This is a genomic window from Vreelandella boliviensis LC1, assembly GCF_000236035.1.
Lineage (GTDB): Bacteria > Pseudomonadota > Gammaproteobacteria > Pseudomonadales > Halomonadaceae > Vreelandella > Vreelandella boliviensis.
In genome coordinates, this window is sequence record NZ_JH393257.1 from 814892 (window position 1) to 839772 (window position 24881).

Annotated in this window: 25 protein-coding genes; 8 read left to right on the plus strand and 17 right to left on the minus strand. The window is 56.0% G+C overall.

The window, feature by feature from the left end:
* Positions 1 to 56: 56 nt before the first annotated feature.
* The 9 genes from bamA to rpsB form a co-directional block, all read right to left on the minus strand.
* Positions 57 to 2408, minus strand: a complete 2352-nt coding sequence (bamA, locus tag KUC_RS03465) for an outer membrane protein assembly factor BamA (protein ID WP_371827725.1) — start codon at positions 2406 to 2408, stop codon at positions 57 to 59.
* Between the two features lie 100 nt (positions 2409 to 2508).
* Positions 2509 to 3867: an RIP metalloprotease RseP gene (gene rseP / locus KUC_RS03470; protein WP_007111713.1), complete on the minus strand. Its 1359-nt coding sequence runs from the start codon at positions 3865 to 3867 to the stop codon at positions 2509 to 2511.
* A 46-nt stretch (positions 3868 to 3913) separates the two neighbouring features.
* A complete protein-coding gene (gene ispC, locus KUC_RS03475; RefSeq protein WP_050804805.1) occupies positions 3914 to 5134 on the minus strand; it encodes a 1-deoxy-D-xylulose-5-phosphate reductoisomerase in 1221 nt (406 codons plus the stop codon).
* A complete protein-coding gene (locus KUC_RS03480; protein ID WP_007111715.1) occupies positions 5131 to 5961 on the minus strand; it encodes a phosphatidate cytidylyltransferase in 831 nt (276 codons plus the stop codon). The genes ispC and KUC_RS03480 overlap by 4 nt, the downstream gene beginning before the upstream one ends.
* Positions 5954 to 6742, minus strand: a complete 789-nt coding sequence (gene uppS, locus KUC_RS03485; protein WP_040479426.1) for a polyprenyl diphosphate synthase — start codon at positions 6740 to 6742, stop codon at positions 5954 to 5956. Before uppS ends, KUC_RS03480 begins: the two co-directional genes overlap by 8 nt.
* A gap of 93 nt (positions 6743 to 6835) precedes the next feature.
* Entirely contained in the window at positions 6836 to 7393 is a 558-nt protein-coding gene (gene frr, locus KUC_RS03490) for a ribosome recycling factor (RefSeq protein ID WP_007111717.1), read from the minus strand.
* A gap of 4 nt (positions 7394 to 7397) precedes the next feature.
* Positions 7398 to 8171 carry a UMP kinase gene (gene pyrH, locus KUC_RS03495; RefSeq protein ID WP_007111718.1) on the minus strand — a complete coding sequence of 258 codons (774 nt, stop codon included), beginning with the start codon at positions 8169 to 8171 and terminating at the stop codon, positions 7398 to 7400.
* Between the two features lie 176 nt (positions 8172 to 8347).
* Entirely contained in the window at positions 8348 to 9217 is an 870-nt protein-coding gene (gene tsf, locus KUC_RS03500; RefSeq protein ID WP_007111719.1) for a translation elongation factor Ts, read from the minus strand.
* 228 nt (positions 9218 to 9445) lie between these two features.
* Entirely contained in the window at positions 9446 to 10195 is a 750-nt protein-coding gene (gene rpsB, locus KUC_RS03505) for a 30S ribosomal protein S2 (protein WP_007111720.1), read from the minus strand.
* A gap of 346 nt (positions 10196 to 10541) precedes the next feature.
* Between rpsB and map the strand changes: the two genes are divergently transcribed.
* The 7 genes from map (at position 10542) to KUC_RS03545 (ending at position 18309) form a co-directional block, all read left to right on the plus strand.
* Positions 10542 to 11333 (plus strand): type I methionyl aminopeptidase, encoded by a 792-nt coding sequence (gene map, locus KUC_RS03515; RefSeq protein WP_007111721.1) that lies wholly within the window; start codon positions 10542 to 10544, stop codon positions 11331 to 11333.
* Positions 11333 to 14008 carry a [protein-PII] uridylyltransferase gene (locus KUC_RS03520; protein ID WP_007111722.1) on the plus strand — a complete coding sequence of 892 codons (2676 nt, stop codon included), beginning with the start codon at positions 11333 to 11335 and terminating at the stop codon, positions 14006 to 14008. Before map ends, KUC_RS03520 begins: the two co-directional genes overlap by 1 nt.
* Before the next feature lie 89 nt (positions 14009 to 14097).
* Positions 14098 to 15294: a succinyldiaminopimelate transaminase gene (dapC, locus tag KUC_RS03525; RefSeq protein WP_007111723.1), complete on the plus strand. Its 1197-nt coding sequence runs from the start codon at positions 14098 to 14100 to the stop codon at positions 15292 to 15294.
* Positions 15295 to 15324: 30 nt separating this feature from the next.
* Complete coding sequence (locus KUC_RS03530; RefSeq protein WP_007111724.1) at positions 15325 to 15669, plus strand: Spx/MgsR family RNA polymerase-binding regulatory protein; 345 nt, start codon at positions 15325 to 15327, stop codon at positions 15667 to 15669.
* Positions 15670 to 15738: 69 nt separating this feature from the next.
* Positions 15739 to 16764: a 2,3,4,5-tetrahydropyridine-2,6-dicarboxylate N-succinyltransferase gene (gene dapD, locus KUC_RS03535; RefSeq protein ID WP_007111725.1), complete on the plus strand. Its 1026-nt coding sequence runs from the start codon at positions 15739 to 15741 to the stop codon at positions 16762 to 16764.
* Positions 16751 to 17923, plus strand: coding sequence for a succinyl-diaminopimelate desuccinylase (dapE, locus tag KUC_RS03540; RefSeq protein WP_040479432.1), 1173 nt, complete (start codon positions 16751 to 16753; stop codon positions 17921 to 17923). The genes dapD and dapE overlap by 14 nt, the downstream gene beginning before the upstream one ends.
* Positions 17920 to 18309 (plus strand): hypothetical protein, encoded by a 390-nt coding sequence (locus KUC_RS03545; RefSeq protein ID WP_007111727.1) that lies wholly within the window; start codon positions 17920 to 17922, stop codon positions 18307 to 18309. Before dapE ends, KUC_RS03545 begins: the two co-directional genes overlap by 4 nt.
* 79 nt (positions 18310 to 18388) lie before the next feature.
* Here KUC_RS03545 and KUC_RS20200 read toward each other — a convergent pair whose 3' ends face one another.
* Positions 18389 to 18919 (minus strand): cold-shock protein, encoded by a 531-nt coding sequence (locus KUC_RS20200; protein WP_007111728.1) that lies wholly within the window; start codon positions 18917 to 18919, stop codon positions 18389 to 18391.
* 112 nt (positions 18920 to 19031) lie between these two features.
* Here KUC_RS20200 and KUC_RS03555 point away from each other — a divergent pair, with 112 nt between their 5' ends.
* Positions 19032 to 19280 (plus strand): SlyX family protein, encoded by a 249-nt coding sequence (locus tag KUC_RS03555; RefSeq protein WP_007111729.1) that lies wholly within the window; start codon positions 19032 to 19034, stop codon positions 19278 to 19280.
* A 156-nt stretch (positions 19281 to 19436) separates the two neighbouring features.
* Here KUC_RS03555 and ald read toward each other — a convergent pair whose 3' ends face one another.
* From ald to radC, 7 genes are all read right to left on the minus strand, one after another.
* On the minus strand, positions 19437 to 20555 hold the full coding sequence (ald, locus tag KUC_RS03560) for an alanine dehydrogenase (RefSeq protein WP_007111730.1): 1119 nt from the start codon (positions 20553 to 20555) through the stop codon (positions 19437 to 19439).
* 173 nt (positions 20556 to 20728) lie between these two features.
* Positions 20729 to 21163 carry an acyl-CoA thioesterase gene (locus KUC_RS03565; protein WP_007111731.1) on the minus strand — a complete coding sequence of 145 codons (435 nt, stop codon included), beginning with the start codon at positions 21161 to 21163 and terminating at the stop codon, positions 20729 to 20731.
* Between the two features lie 35 nt (positions 21164 to 21198).
* Complete coding sequence (locus KUC_RS03570) at positions 21199 to 22389, minus strand: class I SAM-dependent rRNA methyltransferase (RefSeq protein WP_007111732.1); 1191 nt, start codon at positions 22387 to 22389, stop codon at positions 21199 to 21201.
* Positions 22390 to 22449: 60 nt separating this feature from the next.
* Positions 22450 to 23292 carry a bifunctional DNA-formamidopyrimidine glycosylase/DNA-(apurinic or apyrimidinic site) lyase gene (mutM, locus tag KUC_RS03575; RefSeq protein ID WP_007111733.1) on the minus strand — a complete coding sequence of 281 codons (843 nt, stop codon included), beginning with the start codon at positions 23290 to 23292 and terminating at the stop codon, positions 22450 to 22452.
* 167 nt (positions 23293 to 23459) lie between these two features.
* Positions 23460 to 23615 (minus strand): 50S ribosomal protein L33, encoded by a 156-nt coding sequence (rpmG, locus tag KUC_RS03580; protein ID WP_007111734.1) that lies wholly within the window; start codon positions 23613 to 23615, stop codon positions 23460 to 23462.
* A gap of 53 nt (positions 23616 to 23668) precedes the next feature.
* Positions 23669 to 23905, minus strand: a complete 237-nt coding sequence (gene rpmB, locus KUC_RS03585) for a 50S ribosomal protein L28 (RefSeq protein WP_008959893.1) — start codon at positions 23903 to 23905, stop codon at positions 23669 to 23671.
* Positions 23906 to 24161: 256 nt separating this feature from the next.
* Complete coding sequence (gene radC, locus KUC_RS03590; RefSeq protein ID WP_007111736.1) at positions 24162 to 24836, minus strand: RadC family protein; 675 nt, start codon at positions 24834 to 24836, stop codon at positions 24162 to 24164.
* Positions 24837 to 24881 lie beyond the last annotated feature (45 nt).

Sequence of the window (24881 nt, forward strand, 5' to 3'; positions counted from 1 at the left end):
TGTTATCTCCTTAGATCACGCTAGCGCGCGCCACCATGGCACGCGGTCTAGCAAAATTAGAACGATTGGCCGAGTGAGAACTGGAAGAACTGGGTATCGTCACCACTCTCATCGTTCAATGGTTCAGCAACGCTAAAGGTCAGCGGGCCCACCGGTGTCAGCCAAGAAAGGCCGATACCGGCGCTGTAGCGCAAATCGCCAAGATCAACGCCAGAGTTGCACTGCTGACGCCCTGCGTCTTCTGCGAGCACATCGTAGCAAGAGCTTAGGAAGGTATTACCGCCATCCAAGAACAGTGATGTTTGCAGGGAACGTTGATTTTCAATAAAGGGCAGCGGGAAAATGATCTCGGCGCTGCCTTCTATCGAAACGTTACCGCCTAGGGTGCGGTCACGACCGCCTTCCCGCGCTGGAGTAGTACGTTGACCCAGCGTATTCGACGTAAAACCACGCACCGAGCCAAGACCACCGGCGTAGAAGTTTTCATAGAAGGGGTAGGGGTCGTTGCCGCCCAGCGTGTCGGCATAGCCGACATTGCCGGTAAATTTGAACGCCCAGGACTCATCATCGTTGAGCGGGAAGAGCTGTTGAGCCCTTGCGCGCAGCTTGTAGTACTCAGCATCGCTGCCCGGCACACTGGTTTCCAGCGACAAGCGCTGGTAATTGCCATCGGTCGGCATAATACCGCGATTAAGGTTGTTGCGTGTCCAGCTGGCGGTCAGTTTCAGACTTTGCGCATCTTCGCCCTGATCTTCCACATAGCGACGAATTTCAGACGCTGTATCGAAGTAGGTTTTCACCGTTAGGTCTTCAATGCTGGCACCGAAGTTAAGCCGCGACAGCTCGCTAACGGGGTAACCGAAGTTGATACCAGCACCGTAGGCATCCGTCGAGAAGGTCGAAATATCCGAATCGGCATAGTCGGTTTCTCGGTAGAACAAATTATAACCGCGAGAAATACCATCCAGCGTCCAGTAGGGGTCAGTGAAGCCAAAATTCACACTGGTAAAGGTATCACTGCGCTGAGCCCCCACATTGACCCGGTTACCCGTACCCAAAAAGTTATTTTGCGACAGGCCGACCCCGTAAATAACCCCCGCACTTTGGGAGAAACCGACGCTTGCAGAAACCGAACCAGAGGGCTGTTCTTCGACAGTATAGGTAACGTCGAGCAAATCTGGCTCACCCGGAACAGGCTGGGTGTCGACCTCAACTTGGCTAAAGAAGCCGAGCCGTTCAAGACGCTGGCGCGATTGTGTAATGGCTTCGGTGGAAGCGGGTGCACCTTCCAACTGAATCATTTCACGCCGCAGCACTTCATCCTGGGTAGTGGTATTACCGAAGAACTCAATACGGCGAACATATGCGCGCTCGCCAGGATTGATGGCAATAACCAGATCGACCGTTTCACCATCCGCTGCCATTTCAGGCACGCCCTGAATATCAGCAAAGGCAAAACCTTCGGCACCTAAACGTTGGCGCAGGGCTTCCGTAGAGGTATTCACATCACCACGGGAGAAAATCTCACCTTCTTTGACAGTGAGCAGCTGACGGGCTTCATTTTCGCTGATCTGTAGATCACCCGCGAAACGGATATTGCCAACCCGATACTGGGCACCTTCATCGACGTTGAGGGTAATAAAGATCTCGGATTTTTCCGGGCCGATCGACACCTGGGTCGACGTCACATCGAAATTGACGTAGCCGCGATCCAAGTAGAACGAACGCAGCCGCTCAATATCACCGGAAAGCGCTTCACGGGAGTACTCGTCGCTAGAGAACCAGCCGAAAAAGCGTCCTGGCCGGTCGTTTAGCTCAAACACTCCGCGCAGCGTTTCATCATCAAAGGCTTCGTTACCAACGATATTAATTTGTCGAATCTTGGCGACTTCGCCTTCGTTGATATTGATATTGACCTGAACCCGGCCCTCATCAACCTGTTCAACTTCGGTATCGATGCTGGCGCTGTAGCGACCTTGAGACTGGTAGACGCCTTCCAACTCGCGCTGTATCTCTTCCAGCGTGGAAAGCTCCAGCACCTGGCCTTCCGAGAGCCCCGATTCACGCAAACCCTTGCGCAAGTCCTCTTCGGATATCTGATCGTTGCCACTGAGCAGTAGCCGCGCAATGGTTGGGCGCTCGACGACCTGAATAACCAGCACATCGCCTTCGCGTGCCAGGGAAACATCGTCAAATAGCCCTGTGGCAAATAAATCACGGGCAGCGGCGGCTAGCTGCGCTTCGCTGACGCGCTCATTGGCACTTACCGGAAATGCATTGAAGACCGAGGCGGCAGATACCCGCTGCAGTCCTTCCACTCGTATGTCTGAAACATCAAAGGATTGTGCTTGGGCGCCGCTGGCGCCTGCCAGCAAGAGTGCCGCCATTCCAAGGGTCTTGATTTTCATGCAGTCAATTCGCTCGCGTTGGTCTGCCTATCATTCCAGAAAGGCACCATATACATTTGTGCAGGCAGATGACAAGGCATCCTGCGCGCTACACGCGTCATTACCACAGGCGCATCAGATCAAAATAGAGGGCCATGAACATCAGGGTACCGACCATGGCAAGCCCAATGCGCAACCCTACAGCTTGGGTTTTTTCAGATACTGGTCGTCCACGCACAACCTCCATAAAATAATAGAGCAAGTGGCCACCATCGAGCACTGGGATGGGTAGTAAGTTAAGCACCCCAAGGCTGATAGAAAGATACGCTAGAAAACCAATAAACGCTTCCATTCCAGCACGGGCTGAATCACCAGAGACCTGCGCAATGGTGATCGGCCCAGACAAATTGGAAGGCGAGATAAGCCCCACAAACATTTTGCGTATGGCATCTAAGGTTAGGAGCGTCATCGCTCCAGTGCGCGAAACAGCTTGGCCTACCGCTTCGATTGGGCCATAGCGAATTTCACGCTGAAACTCTTCCGGCCATTCAATTTGTTCTGCACCAGCGCCGATATAGCCGATCTCAACGCCGGTTTCCAAGCGGTTACGCCCAGGGGTTAAATCAACACTCGACTGCTCTCCGTTACGCTCATAGGTGAGCAACAGCGTTTCACCAGGACTACTTCGCACCATGTTAACGAAGTGCATCCAATCATCCACTGGTTCGCCATTAATCGCCACCATCCGATCGCCCGCTACCAAGCCTGCTTGTTCGGCGGCCTCTCCGCCCACTACCTGGCCTAATACAGCCGGAAATTCCGGCTGCCATGGGGTAATACCCAGCGATTGCAGCGGCTGAGGCGGATCTTGGCGAACCAAATAATCAGTCACTGATAACCCAAAGCGCTGGGGGGCGCTCGCACCTTCGGGGCGGGCGTCGATATCCAACTCACCGCTGAAACCAATAATCGACACCAGCTTTAGATTAACATCTTCCCAAGAGCGCATCTCATCGCCCTGAATGGCGACAATTTCATCGCCATTGGCAAGCCCGGCCTCGGCGGCCGGAGAGTCAGGCATAACGCTGCCTACCATTGGCGACACCACCGTGGTACCCGCCACAAACAGCGCCCAGTAGGCCACGATCGCCAGCAAAAAGTTGGCGATAGGTCCCGCTGCTACAATCGCAATGCGCTGCCACACGGTCTTGCGGTTAAACGCCTGGTCGAGCTGCTCCTCCGGCACCGGCGCCTCACGCTCATCGAGCATTTTGACATAGCCACCCAGTGGAATAGCAGCTATCGCAAACTCGGTGCCGTGGCGGTCAACCCGCGACCATAGCGGCTTACCAAAGCCCACCGAAAAACGTAGTACTTTGACCCCACAGCGCCTCGCCACCCAAAAATGGCCAAACTCGTGGAACGTTACTAACAGGCCCAACACCACGATGACCGCTAAGATATTCTGTATTAGGCCCACACTGAACTCCTTAATGCCCCGCTCTAACGACCAGCCTAGCGAATGCTTAAGCGGACCAACTTGTTACCAGTTCCAGCGCCTGCTGTCGCGCCCACTGATCGGTTGCTAATACGCTTTCCAGGCTATCAACACGACCTTGACAGGGGCGCGATAGAACGTCAGCCACCAGTTGCCCAATCGCCGTAAAACCAAGCCGACGCTGCAGAAAGGCTTCTACGGCGACTTCATTGGCTGCGTTAAGCACAACAGGGGCCATGCCGCCATGCCGCATCGCTTCACGGGCAAGCCCTAAACAGGGGAAGCGGGCCTCATCGGGCGCTTCAAAATCAAGGCGTGCCACCTGAAAAAGATCCAGTGTTTCGACCCCGGCGTCAATACGCTCAGGCCACGCTAACCCGTAGGCGATGGGGATGCGCATATCAGGATTACCTAACTGTGCAATCACCGAGCCATCATAATACGCCGCCATGGAGTGAATCACGCTTTGCGGGTGCACCACCACCTGGATTTGTTCGGGCGTGGCATCAAACAGCCAGCAGGCTTCAATAAGCTCAAGCCCTTTATTCATCAGCGTGGCGCTATCCACCGATATTTTACGCCCCATCGACCAGTTGGGGTGAGCACAGGCCTGCTCGGGAGTGACATTGTTGATATCAGCCTGGCTCCAGGTACGAAACGGCCCACCAGAGGCCGTTAGCAGCAGCTGACGGACGCCGTGTTTGGCAAGTCCGCCGCGATGCTCCGCAGGTAGACACTGGTAAATGGCATTATGTTCGGAATCAATCGGCAATAATGTCGCCCCCGAACGGGAAACAGCCTCCATAAACAGCGCGCCGCTCATCACCAGCGCCTCTTTATTGGCCAATAACACGCGCTTGCCTGCTTCAGCAGCGGCTAGCGCAGGCAGCAAGCCCGCAGCCCCTACAATGGCTGCCATAACGCAGTCGACGCTCGCGTCTCGCGCAACATCACACAGCGCCTGCGGACCTGCGTTCACTTCGGTTGACTGGCCAGCCCGCTTAAGCGCTTGGCGTAGCCAAGCGGCGTCGGCTTCATCATCAAGCACCGCAACCGCAGGCCGGTGCGCTAAGCACTGCGCCAACAAGGCCTCTTTCGAGGTGTGCGCAGTCAACGCATGGACGCAATAGCGGTCGGGATGGCGACCAATAACATCCAGCGTGCTAGTGCCGACAGAGCCTGTCGACCCCAGTACCGTCACGCGCTGCATAGACGCTGGATTAGCCCGTTGATTCGCGAGTTGGTTCATAGCGGCTGCACCTGCGCAAATACCTCAACAAGTACTTCGACATAGAGTAGCGCAAACAGCGGAATCGCAGCCGTAAGGCTATCAATGCGATCCAGCACCCCGCCGTGGCCGGGAAGCAACTGGCTCGAATCTTTGATATTACGATGCCGTTTGAGCATGCTTTCCAGCAGATCCCCTAACACTGAGGCCAAGGTGACCACGGCGGTGATGAGCATCAGGGTAATGCCACCGACTAGACCCAGCGGCACCCAAAGCGCAAAGAGGACGGCCAGGATAGCGGTCGCCGCTAAGCCGCCGAACACGCCCTCCCATGATTTGCCAGGACTCACGTGGGGAGCCAGTTTGCGCTTACCCCATTGTCGCCCCACAAAGTAGGCGCCGATATCCGCGCACCAGACCAGCAGCAACACAAACAGCAGCCAGGCCATACCAGTATCACGCAGAACGTTAAAGCCCACCCAGCAGGGCAATAGCACCCACAGGCCCATCGCCAGGCGCCGCACGGTGGCCTGCCACTGTTCACCCGCCGCAGGGTAGCGGGTTACCCAGTAGAGATTCACCAGCCAACCGACAGCGGAGAGCCAAAGCGGCCATATCGATGTGGCAGCCCCGATCAGCCATATGGCCACCATCAATACCGCCATCACGGTCACGAGCTGGGCACGTTGCGCCGCACGGGTAACGCCCGCCAGATTGGCCCACTCCCAGGTGGCGAGTAGCACTATCAGCGCCGTAAAAAGCGCAAAAGCGCCGCCGTCTAAACCAAACAGACCAGCCAGCACCAGGGGTGCTAGCCAGGCTGCGGTGATAATCCGCTGTTTAAGCACCCTGCGCCTCTATTTGTTCGTCCGTCATGCCAAAGCGACGACGGCGCTGACAGAAGTCGTTTAATGCCGCGTCAAACGCATCCGCACCGAAATCGGGCCATAGAAGTGGGGAAAAGTGCAGCTCGGCATAAGCTAACTGCCAAAGCATAAAGTTGGATAGCCGCTGCTCACCACTGGTGCGAATACATAGATCTACCGGCGGTACATTATCAACTCCCATCGCTTGATCAAAGCAAACTTCGTCAATATCCGACGGTGCCAAGTCGCCAGCCGCCACTTGCTCAGCTAGAGTGCGCGCCGCGCGTGCGATATCCCATTGTCCACCGTAGTTGGCAGCAATCACCAGGTGCATGCCGGTATTGTCTGCCGTTAACGCTTCAGCACGCTGAATATGCTTTTGGATGGCATGGGAAAACCCGCGCTGCTCGCCAATAATCGAGAGACGTACATTTCGTTCATTGAGCTTTTTGACTTCACGCTTCAGCGCCATCAAAAACAGCTCCATTAACGCGTTGACCTCTGCGGCTGGGCGTTTCCAGTTTTCGCTGGAGAAGGCGAACAGGCTGAGCGTTTGCACCTCGCGCTCGGCGGCCCGCTGAATCACCGCACGGACGGTTTCCACCCCAGCCCGGTGCCCACGCACCCCCGAAAGCCCGCGCGCGCGCGCCCAGCGGTTATTGCCATCCATAATGATGGCAACGTGAGACGGCGGGGCCTCCCCGGCCAGAGAAGGCGCACAGGCGTCGTCCGGCTGTTGTTCAGGAAGCTGCGGAGACGTCATGGGTTCTCGCACCAAAGTTCAGTCATAAAAAAACCAGCCAGAGTGTGGCAAAACGGGCAGCCTAAGCTGCCCGCGGCTGAATAAAGCACAGGTTTATACCTGCATGAGATCCTGCTCTTTTGCAGTCAGCGCTTTATCGACCTCAGCAATATACTTGTCGGTCAGCTTTTGAATCGCGTCTTCGCCTTCACGCTGATCGTCTTCGGTGATGTCTTTATCTTTTAACAACGATTTGAAATCACCGTTAGCATCGCGACGGACGTTGCGTACAGCCACGCGGGCGTTTTCAGCTTCGCTACGCGCCTGCTTGATGTAGCCTTTGCGGGTCTCTTCGGTAAGCATCGGCATCGGCACACGGATCACGTTGCCTGCACTGGCCGGGTTAAGCCCCAGATCAGAGGTCATGATGGCCTTTTCGATTTTCTGCACCATACCCTGCTCCCAAGGCGCAATCGTCAGCGTGCGGGCGTCCTCAACGTTTACCGATGCCACTTGGCTAAGCGGTACCTGGCTGCCGTAATAGTCCACGGTCACAGCGTCTAGAATGCTCGGGTGAGCACGACCGGTACGAATTTTATTGAAGTTGCTATGCAGCGCCTCAACGCTTTTTTTCATGCGCGAATCGGCATCTTTCTTAATATCGTTGATCACGTCATTACCCTCTGTATATCAGCGTGCCTTCCTTGCCCCCTACAACCATATTCAGTAGGGCACCAGGCTTATTCATATCAAATACCCGCACCGGCATATTATGGTCACGTACCAGGCAGATAGCGGTCAAATCCATAACGCCCAATTTTTGATCCAGGGCGTCGTCGTAAGAGAGCTGGTCGTACTTCACCGCATCTGGATGTTTTACCGGGTCTTTATTGTAGACGCCATCGACTTTGGTCGCTTTGATCACAACGTCGGCGTCCACCTCAATACCGCGTAAACAGGCAGCAGAATCGGTGGTGAAGAAGGGGTTACCAGTGCCTGCAGAGAACAGCACTACGTCCCCTGAGGTTAAATAGCGAATGGCGGTACGCCGGTCGTAGTGCTCTACCACGCCACTCATCGGGATAGCCGACATCACGCGCGAGCGGATATTGGAACGCTCTAGAGCGTCGCGCATCGCCAGTGCATTCATCACGGTAGCCAGCATGCCCATATGGTCACCGGTGACGCGATCCATGCCGGCTTCATTGAGGGCAGCGCCGCGGAACAAGTTACCACCGCCAATCACGATACCCACCTGCACCCCAATGCCGACTAGCTGGCCAATTTCCAATGCCATGCGGTCAAGCACTTTAGGATCAATACCAAAATCGTGCTCACCCATCAGCGCTTCGCCAGAAAGCTTGAGCAAAATACGTTTGTATTTTGACTTCGAGCCCTCAGCTTTGCTGGGTGCTACATGGGGGGTAGGCTCTTGAACATCACGCGACATGGCATCTCTCCTGAGGCAAACCTGTAAACAGGCAGGCGGGGCAGCCCCTTGGTGTAAAACCAGTGTATAAAACCAGCTTTATAAGGGCCGGTTATACTAACATTGATTATACAGGGGCCGGATACGCGAAGGCGTGCGCTCACGCGCACGCCATCTTCTTTCTGAAACCTCTGACCTCAGCGACGGCCAGCCTGTTCCATAACTTCTTTAGCGAAGTCGACTTCTTCTTTCTCGATACCTTCACCAACTTCAAAGCGCGTAAAGCCAACCACTTCGCCGCCTGCAACCTTGACGAACTCAGCGACCGTTTGGTTGGGATCTTTAACAAACGGCTGCTCGGTCAGGCTGTTTTCTGCCAGGTACTTTTTCAAGCGGCCCTGAACCATTTTCTCAGCGATTTGCTCCGGCTTACCGGCCATATCCGGCTGCGCCAGAATAATGGCTTTTTCCTGATCCAGCTGCTCTTGGGGCATATCGGCAGGATGCGCAACCGCAGGGTTGATCGCCGCCACGTGCATCGCAACGTCTTTTGCAACTTGCGAAGTACCGCCCGTCAGCACGGTCAGAACGCCAATGCGGCCACCGTGGACGTATTCGCCTACTAGACCACCGTCAGCAGCGTTAACTACGATGGCACGACGCACACCGATATTCTCACCGATTTTCTGGACTAACTGCTCGCGGGCAGTTTCCAGCTCGCCAGCCATAACGGCGGAGACATCTTCACTTTTTGCTGTAAAGAAAGCCGCGGCGATTTTGTCGGCAAACGCGATGAAGTTGTCATCACGGGCAACAAAGTCGGTCTCGGAGTTGATTTCAACCATTACGCCGTAGCTACCATCTTCCGCTACACGCGTTACCACTACACCTTCTGCGGCGATACGATCGGCTTTCTTCGCCGCTTTTAGGCCGGAGCTTTTGCGCAGGTTTTCAATGGCAACTTCGATATCACCGTCGGTTTCGGTGAGTGCTTTTTTACACTCCATCATGCCGAGACCGGTACGTTCGCGAAGTTCCTTGACCTGAGAGGCGCTGATAGCTGCCATGAGAATTCACCTCTGAAATGGTTCTATGAGAGTTAGACGCAACACAGAGTATAGGCATGATAAATGACCATCATGTATCACGCTGCCCTATGTCTCTCTGTATTGCGGGACCGGTACTGAGTGCCGGCAAATTCGTCCGCTCAGACAGTTAATCTTTAGCGGGAAAAAGGGGGCATAGCCCCCTTTGTCATGATGCGGCACACCTGCTCACCGCACCCACTGCTGCGATTACTCGGCGGCAGTGTTGTCTTCAGCTGCAGCGGCCTCTTCGGTCACTTCAACGAACTCTTGAGCGTTGCCTTCTTTGGCACGACCACACGCATCCGCAATCGCTTTTACGTAGATCTGGATAGCGCGGATAGAGTCATCGTTGCCAGGGATTACGTAATCAACGCCATCGGGGTTGGAGTTAGTATCCACCACGCCGATAACCGGGATGCCCAGCTTGTTGGCTTCGTTGATCGCGATGCGCTCGTGGTCAACGTCGATCACGAACAGCGCGTCCGGTAGGCCGCCCATGTTCTTGATACCGCCGATAGAGCGCTCAAGCTTTTCCTGCTCGCGAGTCGCTACCAAAACTTCTTTCTTGGTCAGCTTCTCAAAGGTGCCGTCTTCACGCATAGCTTCAAGATCGCGCAGACGCTTAATCGACTGACGGATGGTCTTGAAGTTAGTCAACATGCCGCCCAACCAGCGATGGTTGACGAAGTGCTGACCCGCACGGTTAGCTTCTTCTTTAATTACCTTGCTAGCGCTGCGCTTGGTGCCAACAAACAAAATTTTGTTGTTGGATGCCGCCATCTTCTCGACCACATCGATCGCTTCGTTCAGCGCCGGAAGGGTGTGTTCAAGGTTGATGATGTGAATCTTGTTGCGCGCGCCGAAGATAAATTTGCTCATCTTCGGGTTCCAGTACTTGGTCTGGTGACCGAAGTGAGCGCCTGCTTTAAGCAGGTCACGCATATTAACGTGAGACATGGTAGAACTCCTAAAACTCGGGTTAGGCCTCCACGCACCCCATGGATCCGACCGTTGACCACGTTAGACGCTGCCAGCGGCACCCGGGACCATGTGCCGGTGCATGTGTGTTTTTAAGGCTTGATGTTTTTAATGATTTAGTAAGCATCGCGCCCGTAAACTGAGCACGCTGCGGATTCATCGCCCTGCCCTACTGCGTCCTTACAAGCTAAGAAGCTCGGAATCACGATTGCAGGAAAGCGCGCGGCTTTATACCATAGATCATTGCCAAGATGAAGTCGCACCCCGTTTGACGGTCTTAAATTGCGCCATTCAATTTTCCATTCTGCATTTATATCGAGCATTCATGAACGTTCCTATTAAGACGCCTTCTGAAATCGAACACATGCGCGAAGCCGGGCGCCAAGCGGCTAGCGTCATTGAAATGATCACCCCCCATATCCAGGCGGGCATTAGCACGGGGGAAATCGACCGTCTTTGTCATGAGTATATTGTTAACGAGCTGGGCTCGGCCCCTGCACCACTGAACTACCATGGTTTTCCCAAAGCGACCTGCACCTCGCTGAACCATGTGGTTTGCCACGGCATCCCCGACGACGCCAAGAAGCTCAAAAAAGGCGATATCATGAATTTAGATATCACCGTTAAGACCCACGCCGGTTACCACGGCGACTCCAGCGTGATGTTCGTGGTCGGTGAAACGATCCAGGGCGAACGGCTGTGCCGCATCACCCAGGAGTGCCTGTATAAAAGCATTGAGCTGGTCAAGCCCGGCGTGCGCCTGTCTGAACTGGCTAGGGTGATTCAAAAACACGCCGAAGAGCACGGCTACTCAGTGGTACGCGACTTCTGCGGTCATGGCATCGGCGCCGAGTTTCACGAAGAGCCGCAGTTTTTGCACTACGACGGCTACGCACCGGATGCCGACATCACACTCGCCGCCGGGATGTGCTTTACCATTGAACCGATGATTAACGTCGGCGGCTATAAAACCAAGGTGCTGCGCGATGGCTGGACCGCCGTGACTAAAGATCGCAGCCTCTCTGCGCAGTGGGAGCACACGCTGCTAGTGACTGACGAAGGCGTTGAGGTGTTGACCGCGCGCAGCGATGAAGACTTCAGTTTTTTGAATAACTGATGCTATTACACCACCACCGGTTTGAACCGGACACCACGCTTTACGACCTGGACGCATTTCGCACTGAGCTTGCCGGTTCGCGCTCCCCGGTCGCTCCGTTCAAGACCGCCCTGCGCGAACTTCAAGCACGCCTTGACGAAAAGTTTCGCGCCGGGGCGGATATTCGTGACTTAGTGCGCGGTCGCGCCTGGTACCTGGACCAGCTGCTGGCGATAGCCTGGGCACAGCACGAGTGGCCCGATGACGGCATCGCGCTGGTGGCCGTGGGTGGTTATGGCCGTGGCGAGCTGCACCCCCACTCAGATATCGACCTGTTATTGCTACTCGAGCACGACGACGACACCGCCTACCGCGAACCGCTGACCGCCTTTATCACCTTCTTGTGGGATATTGGCCTGGAAATTGGCCATAGCGTACGCTCGCTCAGCGACTGCGAGCGGGAAGCGGAAGCGGATGTCACGGTCATTACCAACCTGCTCGAATCTCGCCTGATTGCGGGGCCAGAAAGCCTACGCAAAGCCATGCGCGAGCGTCTCAGCGCCGAGCAGATTTGGCCCGCTGACCGCTTCTTTGAAGCCAAGTGGCAGGAGCAGATCTCCCGCCACTACCGCTACAATAACTCCGAGTACCACTTAGAGCCGAACCTCAAAAGCTCCCCCGGCGGGCTACGCGATATCCAGATGATTGGCTGGGTGGCCAAGCGCCATTTCGGCACCGAGCATTACACCGACATTGTCGCCAACGGCTTTATGAATGATGCCGAGCTGCGCATTCTAAGCCAGGGTCAGGCATTCCTTTGGCAAGTGCGCTATGCCCTGCATATGCTCACCGACCGCGCCGAAGACCGCCTGTTGTTTGACCACCAGCGCACCATCGCTGAAATGTTTGGCTTTCGCGATACGCCCGAACGTCTGGCGGTTGAGCAGTTTATGAAGCGCTACTACCGGCATGTCACCGCGCTCGCAGGTCTCAACGATATGCTGCTGCAGCACTTTGACGAAGTCATTCTGCGCGGCAAAGAAGCACTCACCACCGTCAAGCTCAATGAACGCTTTGAGACCAAAGGCGGTTATATCCAGGTGCGTTCGCGCAGCCTTTTCCGCGAGCGGCCCGCAGCGATGCTGGAGTTATTTCTGTTGATGGCCAAGCACCCTGAAATCGAAGGGGTACGTGCAGATACCATCCGACTAATTCGTGATCATCGCCACCAGATTGACGACCACTACCGGGAAGACCCGCGTCACCAGCGGCTATTCATGGCCATTATGCGCGCCCCCGGCAACGTGCCTCGCCAGCTGCGTCGTATGAACCGCTACGGCATTCTGGGCAAATACCTGCCCGAATTTGGCCGTGCCGTAGGCTTGATGCAGCACGACCTGTTTCATATTTATACCGTCGATGCCCACACCCTGCTGCTGCTTAAATTTCTGCACAATTTCCGCAAACCGGAAGCGAAGGGTGACTTCCCGGTGGCGGTGGCACTGATGCAGCAGCTACCCAAGCTCGACCTGCTGTGGATTGCCGGACTGTTTCACGATGTCGGCAAGGGCCGCGGCGGCGACCACTCGGAAATCGGCGCTCGGGACGTTGAACAGTTCTGCCAGCGACACCACGTCTCGCCCCACGATATCAATCTGGTGAGTTGGCTGGTTGAGCACCATTTATTGATGTCGATGACCGCTCAAAAGCGCGACATCAGCGACCCCGATGTGATTCGTGATTTTGCCTTGGTGGTGCGTAACGAAACGCGCCTGGACTACCTTTACGTGCTCACCGTGGCCGACATCAATGCCACCAACCCCACGCTGTGGAATGGCTGGCGGGCGTCGCTGCTGCGCCAACTGCACGCCGAGACCAAGCGCGCCCTGCGCCGCGGCCTGAATAATCCACCTGACCGCGACGACTGGGTACGCGAAACGCGTACCGAAGCACGCTCTCTGCTGCAAACCATCGGCGTTAATCGTGAGCAAATTGATCATCTTTGGGAATCGCTAGGGGAAGACTACTTTCTGCAGTACGCGCCCAGCGAAATCGTATGGCAGACCCAGGGTATTCTGAATCACAACCAGTCGCCGCTGCCGCTAGTACTGATCAGCGCGCCGACTGCTGACATGTCCGAAGGCGGCACCAAGGTATTTATCCACACCCGTTCGGTGGATGACCTCTTCGCTGCTACCGCCGCTGCCATGGAGCAGCTGGGGCTCTCAATTCACGATGCGCGCATTGCTACCTCCCACAACGATTGGACGCTAAACACCTTTATTGTGCTCGACAGCCATGGCCAACCCATACGTGACCCGGGTCACATCGAAGAGATGCGTCAGCATCTGGTAGAAGAGCTTGATGACCCCGACGACTACCCAGATATCGTCACCCGCCACACGCCGCGCCAGCTGAAGCATTTCAAGGTGCCCACTGAGGTGCTTATTGAACAGGATCCGGCCAATGAGCGCACGCTGCTGGAGCTAACGGCTCCCGACCGCCCCGGCCTGTTGGCCCGCGTAGGACGTATCTTTATGGAACAGGACATCTCGCTTTCCGCGGCAAAAATCGCCACCCTCGGCGAGCGGGTAGAAGACGTCTTTTTCATCACCACCAAGGCAGGCGAACCACTTACCGATCCCGAGCGCCAGCAGCAGCTGCGCGAACGTCTGATTGAAGTGCTGGGGGTTTAAGCCCATTCACAGCCCCGGTTAGGTTTGAGCCTACACCGGGGCTTGCCTATAATCGACGGTTTACGCCGCCAGCCATCAACGGACACATCATGAACGCCGACCTCGACGCCCTGCATCCCTACCCGTTTGAAAAGCTGGCCGCGCTGAAAGCCGACCTAACGCCCCCGGCTAACCTGGCGCATATCCCGCTGACCATTGGCGAACCCCAGCACGCGCCCTACCCCGCGGCACTGGAAGCGCTGGTAACGCACCAGCTGGAAATGGCCCGTTATCCTGCGACCAACGGCCTGCCAGCGCTGCGCCAAGCCATCGCCAACTGGGCAAGCCAACGCTTTCAACTGCGCGAACTCGACAGCGAACGGCACGTGGTGCCCGTTAACGGCACTCGGGAAGCCATTTTTGCCTTTGTCCAGGCAGCACTGGATCGCACACGCCCAGCGAAAGTCGCGGCACCCAATCCGTTTTATCAAATTTACGAAGGCGCGACGCTGCTAGCTGGCGGCGAGCCGCTCTATTTAGACTGTACCGCTGAGAATAATTTTCGGTCCGACTTCAGCGCCGTGCCCGCCGCTACGTGGCGCGATGTGCAAATCGTATTTATCTGCTCACCGGGTAACCCTACCGGTGCGGTCACGCCCCTTGAAGAGTTTAAGCAGCTGATTGCGCTGGCCGACGAACACGACTTTATTATCGCCTCAGACGAGTGCTACTCGGAGCTCTACCTCGACGAAGCAGCCCCACCGCCGGGGCTACTGCAAGCCTGCGCCGAGCTGGGTCGCGATGACTACCGACGCTGCGTGGTGTTTCACTCGCTTTCCAAGCGCTCCAACCTGCCTGGTCTGCGCTCGGGCTTTGTCGCAGGGGATGCGTCACTGCTCACACCGTTTAAGCGCTACCGCACCTACCACGGCTGTGCCATGTCGCTGCCGCTGCAGCACGCCTCCATCGCCGCTTGGCAGGATGAGCAGCACGTGCGCGCCAACCGCGACGCCTACCGCGAAAAATTTAGCGCGGTCACCGAGGTGCTTGCCCCGGTCATGGATTTCCCCACGCCCCAGGCTAGCTTTTACCTATGGCCTGCGGTGCCCGGTGGCGACGACATCACCTTCACGCAGCGCCTGTTTGCCGAGCAGCACGTTAGCGTACTGCCGGGCAGCCTAATGGGCCGCACGGGTGAAAATGGCGCTAACCCCGGCGCAGGGCGTTTGCGCCTCGCACTGGTGGCAGAGCTAGCGCCCACCCTTGAAGCCGCCCAGCGCATTCGCCATCTTATAGAGCGCGGCTAACCGCGAGATTTAACCTTTCAGGGAGGCCCTATGCTGACGCTGTATATCATCGATAACTGCGATACCTGCCGCAAAGCGCGCAAAGCGTTGGATGAGAAAGCGCTGCTGTATAAAACCCACGACCTACGCAAAGAGGGTCTCTCCGCTGCGCTGTTGGAGCATATTTTACATCGCGTACCGCTGGTGGACGTCATTAACAAACGCAGCAAAACCTGGCGCGAACTTTCTGATGACGAAAAGGATTACGACGCCAACTCGGCCCGCCAGCTACTCATGAAACACCCTACGCTGCTGAAGCGGCCACTGCTGGAAGTAGACGACTCAACTATCTTAGTCGGCTACCGCGACGGCGATTACGACAAGCTAAGCGGCTAAGCAGACAGGCTCTTGTCTCTATCAATCACTTTTTAACACTCACTTTCCATCACAACAGGACACTCCCTTATGCTGAGCTTTGCGCTTGGAATTGGCACCCAAAACACTCAGGGCAACTGGCTGGAGATCTACTACCCGGCACCGCTGCTTAACCCACCAGCCAGCCTAGTGGAAGCTGCTAAACAGGCTCTGGACGCCCCCCAAGGCAATGCCGCCATCAGCTTTTTGCCTGAAGACTGCACACGTCTGGCTAAAGCGTTAGAAGCCGCCGGGCACCCTGACCAAGCAGAGCTTGCCGAAGCGCTCTCTGCCAGCCAGCGCCCGCTGGTCGCGATGTTCCTAGAGAGCGATGAAGCACCACAAACCGCGCCAGAGGTGTATTTAAAACTGCACCTGCTGTCGCACCGCTTGGTCAAACCTCACGGTCTTGATCTCACCGGCATGTTTGGCCTGCTGCGCAATATTGCCTGGACCAACGAAGGCGCCATCGACATTGAAGAGTTACCTACACGCCGTTTGAAGGCGCGTATGGCGGGTCGTGCGCTGTCCGTCGACTGTGTCGATAAATTCCCCAAAATGACCGACTATGTAGTGCCCACCGGTATTCGCATTGCCGACACCGCCCGCGTTCGCCTGGGTGCTTACTTGGGCGAAGGCACGACCGTGATGCACGAAGGCTTCGTCAACTTCAATGCGGGTGCCGAAGGCCCCGGCATGATTGAAGGCCGCATCTCAGCGGGCGTAATGGTCGGCAAAGGCTCCGACTTGGGCGGCGGCTGTTCAACTATGGGCACCCTCTCAGGTGGTGGCAATATCGTCATTAAGGTCGGGGAAGGCTGCTTGATCGGTGCTAATGCGGGCATTGGCATTCCGCTCGGCGACCGCTGCACGGTAGAAGCAGGACTGTATATTACCGCTGGTTCCAAAGTGACCTTACTGGATGATCAGGGCCAGGAAGTGAATACCGTTGCCGCCCGTGAGCTGGCCGGACAAGACGACCAGCTTTGGCGCCGCAACTCCCAGAATGGCCGCATTGAGTGCTTGACCAATAAAAGTGCTATCGCCCTGAACGAGGCGCTGCATGCCCATAACTGAGCCTGAAGGATTGTCGCCGACGCTCACGCTTGCCTTTGAGCTGCTCAGCCGGGCCTCGGTAACGCCGGACGACGAAGGCTGCCAGGAACTCATGATTGAGCGCCTAGCAGCGCTCGGTTTTCATATTGAGCGGCTACCGTTTGGCGACGTAAAGAATTTCTGGGCTGTTCGCGGTCATCACGGCCCGGTGGTGGCCTTTGCCGGTCACACCGACGTGGTACCCAGCGGCCCCTCTAACAACTGGCAGTACCCACCGTTTGAGCCCTGCATTGATGACGAGGGCATGCTGTGCGGACGCGGTGCGGCGGATATGAAAGGCAGTCTGGCTTCAATGCTGACCGCCGTAGAACGCTTTGTGGCCAATAACCCAAACTACGATGGCCGTATTGCTTTTCTGATCACCTCTGATGAAGAGGGCCCGGCCGTGGACGGCACTCGCGCGGTGGTGGAGCACCTGCGTGAGCGTAACGAGCGCCTCGACTACTGTATTGTCGGCGAGCCATCCTCGACCACGCGCCTGGGTGATGCGATCAAAAACGGTCGCCGCGGCTCGCTGGGGGCTACCCTGCACATTAAAGGCGTGCAAGGCCACGTGGCCTATCCGCATTTAGCCCGCAACCCCATCCACCAGGCAATGCCAGCGCTGGATGCGTTAGTCAACGAGCACTGGGACGCGGGTAACGACTTCTTCCCCGCCACCAGCTTTCAGATTTCCAACCTACGGGCCGGTACCGGCGCCACCAACGTGATCCCTGGCGATGTCGAAGTAGTGTTTAACTTTCGCTTCTCCACCGAGGTGACCCATGAAGAGCTCAAAGCGCGCACGGAAACCATTCTCGACCAGCATGGATTGGAGTATCAGGTAGACTGGACGCTCAACGGTGAGCCCTTTTTAACCACGGAAGGCGCGCTGGTTGACGCCGCCATTAAAGGCGTTGAAGCGGTGACCGGCCAGCGCCCGGCACTCTCCACCAGTGGCGGCACCTCGGATGGCCGCTTTATCGCCACCCTTGGCACTCAAGTGGTTGAGCTAGGTCCGCTCAACGACACCATCCACAAGGTCAATGAGCGCGTTCGCGCCAGCGACCTGGACGACTTAAGCCGGATCTACGAAGCGACGCTGCAGGCGCTGCTCACCTCCGGCGAGGTAAACCTATGATGGAGCGCTACCCCGATATAGAGATTTACCTAGCCAGCGTTTCGCTTGATGCGCTCAATGAGTGGCTAAAAAGCGCGTTAATAGCACCGCCACTTAGCCCAGCGGGTAAAGGCCAATGGAAAACCCGTGGCCAATACCAGGGTGATTGCGTGCCGGTATTGCTGGTAGACAAAGCCGCTGATGGCTTTGCCAGCCTATGGTTTGATAGCAACCACACGCCGTGGATGACCGACCAAGAGTGTGCCCAGCAGGCCGCGGAAGCGTTGCAAATCGAGGTACGCTGCTCACTGGGCGGCTGGCACCCCGGTGATGATCCCGACCGCTTTTGGCAAGTGTTGCCCGGCGGAAAAGAAGGGCCAATAGAGTGGCCCGATTCAGGACGTTAATCGGGTGCTTAAAACGTAAACGACCCCGCCAAGGCGGGGTCGTTTGCTATCCAACTATCAATTTAGCTAGCCGTAAGGCTCACTCAATAATACTGACATCATCGGCCTGCAAACCACGCTCATTTTTAATCACGTGATAACGCACAATTTGGCCTTCTGCCAACATACGCGGGCCACGACCACGAATGGCACGGAAGTGTACAAACACATCTTCACCATTATCGCGGGTAATAAAACCGTAGCCTTTGTTGGTATTGAACCACTTCACTTCACCTTCTTCACGGCCATCGTTAGGATCGATGATATCTTCTTCCTCATCATCGTCCAACGGAGCCGCTGCCTGGGACTGGCGCGGTGTTGGTTTGGAACGTGCCACCACAATCGAGGGCGCAAAAGCGGTAGACGCTAATGTGCCAATACACAGAACAATAAAACTACCTATAGCAACGGCAATATAGACACCGCTAACTCCACTTATTGCCAGCTCGGCCATCAACAGCTCGGCGAGGGCACTATCGGTTAAATGAACAATCCCCGCCAGCAAAAGTGGCGTGGGGGCGGCAAGTAATACACTGATTAAGAAACAGCGAAACACAACTTTTGGGTTCATAGAAAAAAAAAGCTCTCTTGTTGTATGGGTAACAGACGAAGGACAATACCGGCACTATCAAGCCCATTCCCAATAGCACTGGCATACTACTACATAAGGTTGCAATGATATCATGACCCAAGAATTATCGCCTGTTGACCTAGCTCAACGTCTTGAATCTTTAGAGAGCCGACTAGCCCATCAAGAGCACTGGCTGGACACCCTGGATCAAGCAGTGGTCCAGCAGGAGCGGCGCCTGGAAAAACTTGAGCAACTCAGCGGGCTAATGCGCGAACGCCTGCGCGAGCAGCACCAAGCACTCCAGGCAAGCGAACCCCAGGGCGGCCAGCGCCCCGAGGATGAACTCCCGCCCCACTACTGAACTAACGATAGTCCTGAATGCGACTAATTAATTAGTCGCCAGCAACTAGTTTTAAAAACTCATAGCTTTAAAAACCCATAGCTTTAAAAACCCATAACTTCAAAAACCCATGGCTTCCAAAACCCACGGGTTCCAAAACTGGTAGTTTCTAAAAGCTTAGCTTCCAACAACGCTCCCAGGATCACTACTTTCCAGCCCAAAGGCATCCGCTACTGCTTGGTAGGTGACTTGACCCGCATACACGTTAAGGCCCGGCAGGAAGTGCGGGTCGTCGCGTAGCGCCTGCTGCCAGCCTTTATCCGCCAGGGCGAGCACAAAGGGCAAGGTGGCATTGGTCAGCCCCTGGGTAGACGTGCGCGCTACCGCGCCGGGCATATTAGCCACGCAGTAGTGCACCACTCCATCGACTATATAGGTCGGCTCGGCATGGGTGGTGGGCTTACTGGTTTCAAAGCAGCCACCCTGATCGATCGCCACATCCACCAGTACACTGCCGGGCTTCATATCGGCCAGCATGCTGCGAGTGATCAATTTTGGCGCAGCGGCACCGGGCACCAGCACCGCGCCAATAATCATATCCGACTCACGCGTGGCCGTTTCCAGCGCGTCGGCGGTGGAATACACCGTCTTTATGCGGCCCTGATAGCGGTCGTCCAGCACTTCCAGCCGCGCTAACGACTTATCCAGAATGGTGACCTCAGCACCCAGCCCCAGCGCCATGCGCGCAGCGTTTTCGCCCACCACGCCACCCCCAATCACGGTTACCTTGCCCGGCGCCACACCGGGCACGCCGGGCAGCAGCACGCCCGCACCGCCCTGGGCCTTCTCCAGGCTATGAGCACCCGCTTGCACCGCCATCCGCCCCGCTACGGTGCTCATCGGCGCAAGTAGCGGCAAGCCTCCGCGGGCGTCGGTAATCGTTTCATAGGCGATACAGGTGGCACCGCTTTCCATTAGCCCGCGGGTAAGCGGCTCTTCAGCAGCGAGGTGCAGATAGGTGAACAGCGTATGCTGCGGGGTAAGTCGCGCCACTTCGTCCGGCTGCGGCTCTTTCACCTTGAGGATCAGCTCGGCGTTGCGCCACAAAGCGTCCACATCCGCCTCTATCTGGGCACCGGCGGCTTGGAAATCAGCATCGGCAAAGCCTGCGCCTTCGCCAGCACCGGCTTGGACGCTCACCTGATGACCGCGCCCGGTTAATTCTCGTGCGCCGGTAGGCGTTAAGGCCACGCGATATTCGTGATTTTTAATCTCTTTGGGGACGGCGATTTTCATTGGTTTTTCCTGTGCTTTTAACGGTCAGTGGTCTTGTAAAGCAAATTACAGCACAGCTAACGTTGATCACCACCCCAGGAACGAAAAACAAAAAAAACGCCGGTTAAGGCGTTTTTTAGGAGAAAAATCTAGCGATTACCGGTTCTACACGAAAAAATCCACTTAGATCTACGTCACTCCACAATAACTGCTCCGCCGTAGATACGCCGATACTCCTCAGGCAGGCGCTTGGGACGACCCGTTGAAAGCGCCACGCAGGCAAAGCGCGTGCGCGCGTTCAATAGCGTTTTAGCGTCTTTGACGCGCACCAGCTGAAAGCGGCGAGTCAAACTGAAGCGCTCATCACAATCGACAATCCAGGTGGCCAACTGTAGCTCGTCGCCTGCAAAAGCCGGTGCTAAGTAATCCAGCTCGTGGCGATGCACCACCATGGCGCGATCAAGCGCTTGATAACGCCCAAGCGAAAGGCCTAGCGCGACCGAGTGTGCCCAGCTAATCTGCTCAACCCAGCGCAGATACTCGCTGTTGTTAACGTGCTGATAAGCATCAATCGCCTCATCAGCGACGCGGATATCGATAACAAAAGGCTCGGGTAGCGCCCATACCATTGCGTTGGCTCCTCCACCGATGGCTGAAAGCTTGATTAGTCGCGGAATACCCGCACACCCAGCGCCTTCAGGTAAGACGTTTCAGGAATCGCCGGATGTACCGGGTGGTCAGGCCCTTGGTGACCTTGGAAAATCACCTGACCGTGACGATCCTGGTGGCGAACCGCACCACGCACGACATCCATTAAACGCTCGGGCGCTAAGTGCATTGAGCAGGAGGCCGACATTAACAGGCCATCGCGACCCAGCAAACGCATAGCTTCGCGGTTCAAGCGGGCATAGGCGCGCTCGCCGTTGGGAATGTCCTTGCGCTTTTTAATAAACGCCGGCGGGTCAAGAATGATCACGTCGAACTCTTCACCGTCCGCCTTTAGCGCCGCAAGGGCTTCAAACGCATCACCCTCACTCACCGCTACACTTTCCTGCACGCCGTTCAGCTCGGCGTTGCGGGCGACTTGGTCAAGCGCCGGGCCCGAAGAGTCCAGACACAGCACCTGTTTGGCGCCATGAACGGCCGCCTGCACACCCCAACCGCCTACGTAGCTGAATACGTCCAGCACGCGCTTACCTTCCACATGGCGATTGATCCATTCGCGATTAACGCGATGATCAAAGAACCAGCCTGTTTTCTGACCATTAAGCACTGGCACCACAAAGCGAGCGCCGTTCTCTTCAAGCACCACTTCGTCAGGCAGTGTGCCTTTGATGACATCAACGTGCGCCTCAAGACCTTCCTGACGACGTCCACCGGTATCGTTACGAAAAACGATCACTTCCGGCTTGATGACTTTTTCCAGCGCGTCGACAATCTCATCAGCCAGCGCCTGCATACCCGCGGTATTGAGCTGCACGACGAGGACATCGCCAAAACGATCAATTACCAAGCCTGGCAGCAAATCGCCTTCGCCGTGGATCAAGCGATAGAACGGCTGCGCATAAAGACGCTCGCGCAGTGCCAACGCTTGATTAAAGCGGTGCACAAACAGCGAACGGTCCAAGCGCATCTCGGGGTCTCGAGACATAACCCGTGCGGCAATCAACGAATGGGGATTCACATACGCAACGGCCATCACTTTGCCATTGGAGGCCTCTACCAGGGCGGTTTCGCCTGCGGCAAAGTTTTTCAGCGGCGTCTCCTTAATATCTACCTCATTGGAGTAGATCCAGAGATGGCCCGCTTTCAGGCGGCGGTCAGCATTTTTATTTAGGCGCAGGCGTTGGGTCACAGCAATCTCCAAAAATCGTAAGCAAAACTTAAGTAAAACGTTAACACTTATAGGCAAGCATCAGCGCTGACAGCCGGGGCAGAACACGCTGGCGCGCTGGCCAAGCGTAATGCGGCGCAGCTCCGTGCCACAACGCAAACACGGCTGCCCGTGGCGACCGTAAACATTCAAACGCTGGGCAAAGTAGCCGGGCTCACCCTGGCCGCTGACAAAATCCCGCAGCGTGGTGCCGCCCTGGGTAATGGCCGCCGCCAGCACCTCTTTAACAGCAAGGGCCAAGGCGTCGTAGCGCGCACGGGAAACCCTTCCTGCCGCGCGGCGCGGGTCAATACCGGCCATAAACAGCGCTTCCGCCGCATAGATATTGCCAGCGCCCACTACCACCTGGTTGTCCATCAGAAATGGCTTCACCGCCACGCGCTTGTTGCGCGAAAGCGTGTAGAGCCATTTGCCGTTAAACGCATCAGACAGCGGCTCGGGACCCAAGTGCGCAAGCCGCTTATCCTGCGTCTCGTCCTCGGCCTGCCAATCCACAAAGCCAAACCGACGGGGGTCGTGATAGCGCAGTATATAGCCGCTGGCAGTGACCACATCGACATGATCGTGCTTTTTAGGCAGATCCCCCACCTGGGCAATCCGCAGGCTTCCCGACATGCCCAAATGCCATAGCAGCGTCGCGTTAGCGTCGCCTTCTAGCGCACCGGCAAACTGAAGGGGAATCTGCAGGTATTTAGCACGTCGCTTTAATACCCCAATGCGCGCCCCCACCAACCGCTCGGCCAGGTCGTCGGGCACGGGGACGCGCAGCCGCGGCTGACGCACCAACACTTCGGTCACTTCCTGACCTTCAATATAGGGAGCAATCCCGCGGCGGGTGGTTTCAACTTCAGGCAGTTCGGGCATAGTTGAGCATATCTGGGGGCAGTAACGGCCTGTAATGACAGCCTAGTGAAGGTAAGTTCGCAAAGCATGCCACGGGTAACAGGCATGCATGCAAAAACCCGGCTTGAGGCCGGGTTTTTGAACAGGCACTCGCCTGCAGTGGAAGCCGATCATCATCGCAAAAGCGATTACTTGATCTTGGCTTCCTTGTAGATAACGTGCTTACGGACGACCGGGTCGAATTTCTTAAACTCGAATTTATCCGGGGTGTTCCGCTTGTTCTTATCAGTGGTGTAGAAGTGACCTGTACCGGCACTAGACACCAACTTGATTTTATCGCGCATGGTTTAATCCTTCCAAAATGCTTGGTCCGAAACGCTTGGCCCAAAAAGCTGGCTTAGATAGCGTCGCCGCGCTTACGAATATCAACCAACACTGCGTCGATACCGTTTTTATCAATAATGCGCATTCCTTTAGTGGAAACGCGCAGCTTGACGAAGCGGTTTTCAGACTCAACCCAAAAACGATGGGTATGCAGGTTTGGCAAGAAACGACGACGTGTCTTACGCATTGAGTGTGAAACGTTATTTCCAGTTACCGGACGCTTGCCGGTAACCTGACATACTTTGGACATTAGAGCCTCCAACTGCTTGGCCAGGATATAATAACCTGAGTGTTCAAAACTGTCGGGCGGACCGGAAGGGAAGGTGTCGACGCCGTTAACCGCCAAGCTTTATCCAAATCCGTTATTCAACCCAAGTTTAAAGGAGGCACTTTATACCAGAGCACCCGACTGACAGCAAGAAAAACCCACAAAAAAGCCTGAAAAGGCGCTTTTTTGCTCATTTAACTTATTTAGCACTGTATCAAGCATGCATCATCGATGTTGCTTATAGCCAGCCGCGCTCGGCAAAAGAGATCACTTCTCCATCCCCCACCACGAAATGATCCAGCACACGCACATCAAAAAGTGCCAGCGCTTCTTTTAAACGTTCCGTGATACGTCGATCAGCATCGCTTGGCTCTGCCACACCAGAAGGGTGGTTATGAGCCAGGATAACAGCGCCAGCACTAAGTTCTAACGCACGTTTGGCAACTTCGCGGGGGTAAACAGATGCGCTATCCAGGGTACCGCGAAACAGCGATTCATAGCGAATAATTCGGTGCTGGGTATCCAAAAAAAGCACCGCAAACTCTTCATGCCCTAAATGGCGTAGCTGCGAACTTAGGTAGTGGCGCACCAAGGCAGGCGATGTCAGCGCATTGCCTCGCGCCAACTGGCTGGCTAAATGACGCCGCGATAGCTCAAGCGTCGCCTGGAGCTGAGCGTACTTGGCGCTACCTAACCCACGGGCAGTGCAGAAGCTTTCCTGATCGGCCTCTAGCAGTTGGCGCAAACCTCCGAAACTGCTGAGTAAATCACGCGCTAAATCGACCGCCGAACGCCCCTGCACGCCAACGCGCAAAAAAAACGCTAGCAACTCAGCGTCTGAGAGCGCCTGGGCGCCGATATTTAATAATTTTTCTCGGGGCCGCTCACTTTCCGGCCAGTGATTGATTCCCATCGCTCCTTACCTACGCTGCCCATCTTTGTTGATCAACACCACTCT

Excerpts from the sequence above, each read along its gene's own strand:
- bamA (WP_371827725.1), bottom strand. The coding sequence starts at position 2,408 with ATGAAAATCAAGACCCTTGGAATGGCGGCACTCTTGCTGGCAGGCGCC.
- ispC (WP_050804805.1), bottom strand. The coding sequence starts at position 5,134 with ATGAACCAACTCGCGAATCAACGGGCTAATCCAGCGTCTATGCAGCGC.
- uppS (WP_040479426.1), bottom strand. The coding sequence starts at position 6,742 with ATGACGTCTCCGCAGCTTCCTGAACAACAGCCGGACGACGCCTGTGCG.
- pyrH (WP_007111718.1), bottom strand. The coding sequence starts at position 8,171 with ATGTCGCGTGATGTTCAAGAGCCTACCCCCCATGTAGCACCCAGCAAA.
- tsf (WP_007111719.1), bottom strand. The coding sequence starts at position 9,217 with ATGGCAGCTATCAGCGCCTCTCAGGTCAAGGAACTTCGCGAACGTACC.
- rpsB (WP_007111720.1), bottom strand. The coding sequence starts at position 10,195 with ATGTCTCACGTTAATATGCGTGACCTGCTTAAAGCAGGCGCTCACTTC.
- map (WP_007111721.1), top strand. The coding sequence starts at position 10,542 with ATGAACGTTCCTATTAAGACGCCTTCTGAAATCGAACACATGCGCGAA.
- KUC_RS03520 (WP_007111722.1), top strand. The coding sequence starts at position 11,333 with ATGCTATTACACCACCACCGGTTTGAACCGGACACCACGCTTTACGAC.
- dapC (WP_007111723.1), top strand. The coding sequence starts at position 14,098 with ATGAACGCCGACCTCGACGCCCTGCATCCCTACCCGTTTGAAAAGCTG.
- KUC_RS03530 (WP_007111724.1), top strand. The coding sequence starts at position 15,325 with ATGCTGACGCTGTATATCATCGATAACTGCGATACCTGCCGCAAAGCG.
- dapD (WP_007111725.1), top strand. The coding sequence starts at position 15,739 with ATGCTGAGCTTTGCGCTTGGAATTGGCACCCAAAACACTCAGGGCAAC.
- dapE (WP_040479432.1), top strand. The coding sequence starts at position 16,751 with ATGCCCATAACTGAGCCTGAAGGATTGTCGCCGACGCTCACGCTTGCC.
- KUC_RS03545 (WP_007111727.1), top strand. The coding sequence starts at position 17,920 with ATGATGGAGCGCTACCCCGATATAGAGATTTACCTAGCCAGCGTTTCG.
- KUC_RS20200 (WP_007111728.1), bottom strand. The coding sequence starts at position 18,919 with ATGAACCCAAAAGTTGTGTTTCGCTGTTTCTTAATCAGTGTATTACTT.
- KUC_RS03555 (WP_007111729.1), top strand. The coding sequence starts at position 19,032 with ATGACCCAAGAATTATCGCCTGTTGACCTAGCTCAACGTCTTGAATCT.
- ald (WP_007111730.1), bottom strand. The coding sequence starts at position 20,555 with ATGAAAATCGCCGTCCCCAAAGAGATTAAAAATCACGAATATCGCGTG.
- KUC_RS03565 (WP_007111731.1), bottom strand. The coding sequence starts at position 21,163 with ATGGTATGGGCGCTACCCGAGCCTTTTGTTATCGATATCCGCGTCGCT.
- mutM (WP_007111733.1), bottom strand. The coding sequence starts at position 23,292 with ATGCCCGAACTGCCTGAAGTTGAAACCACCCGCCGCGGGATTGCTCCC.
- rpmG (WP_007111734.1), bottom strand. The coding sequence starts at position 23,615 with ATGCGCGATAAAATCAAGTTGGTGTCTAGTGCCGGTACAGGTCACTTC.
- rpmB (WP_008959893.1), bottom strand. The coding sequence starts at position 23,905 with ATGTCCAAAGTATGTCAGGTTACCGGCAAGCGTCCGGTAACTGGAAAT.
- radC (WP_007111736.1), bottom strand. The coding sequence starts at position 24,836 with ATGGGAATCAATCACTGGCCGGAAAGTGAGCGGCCCCGAGAAAAATTA.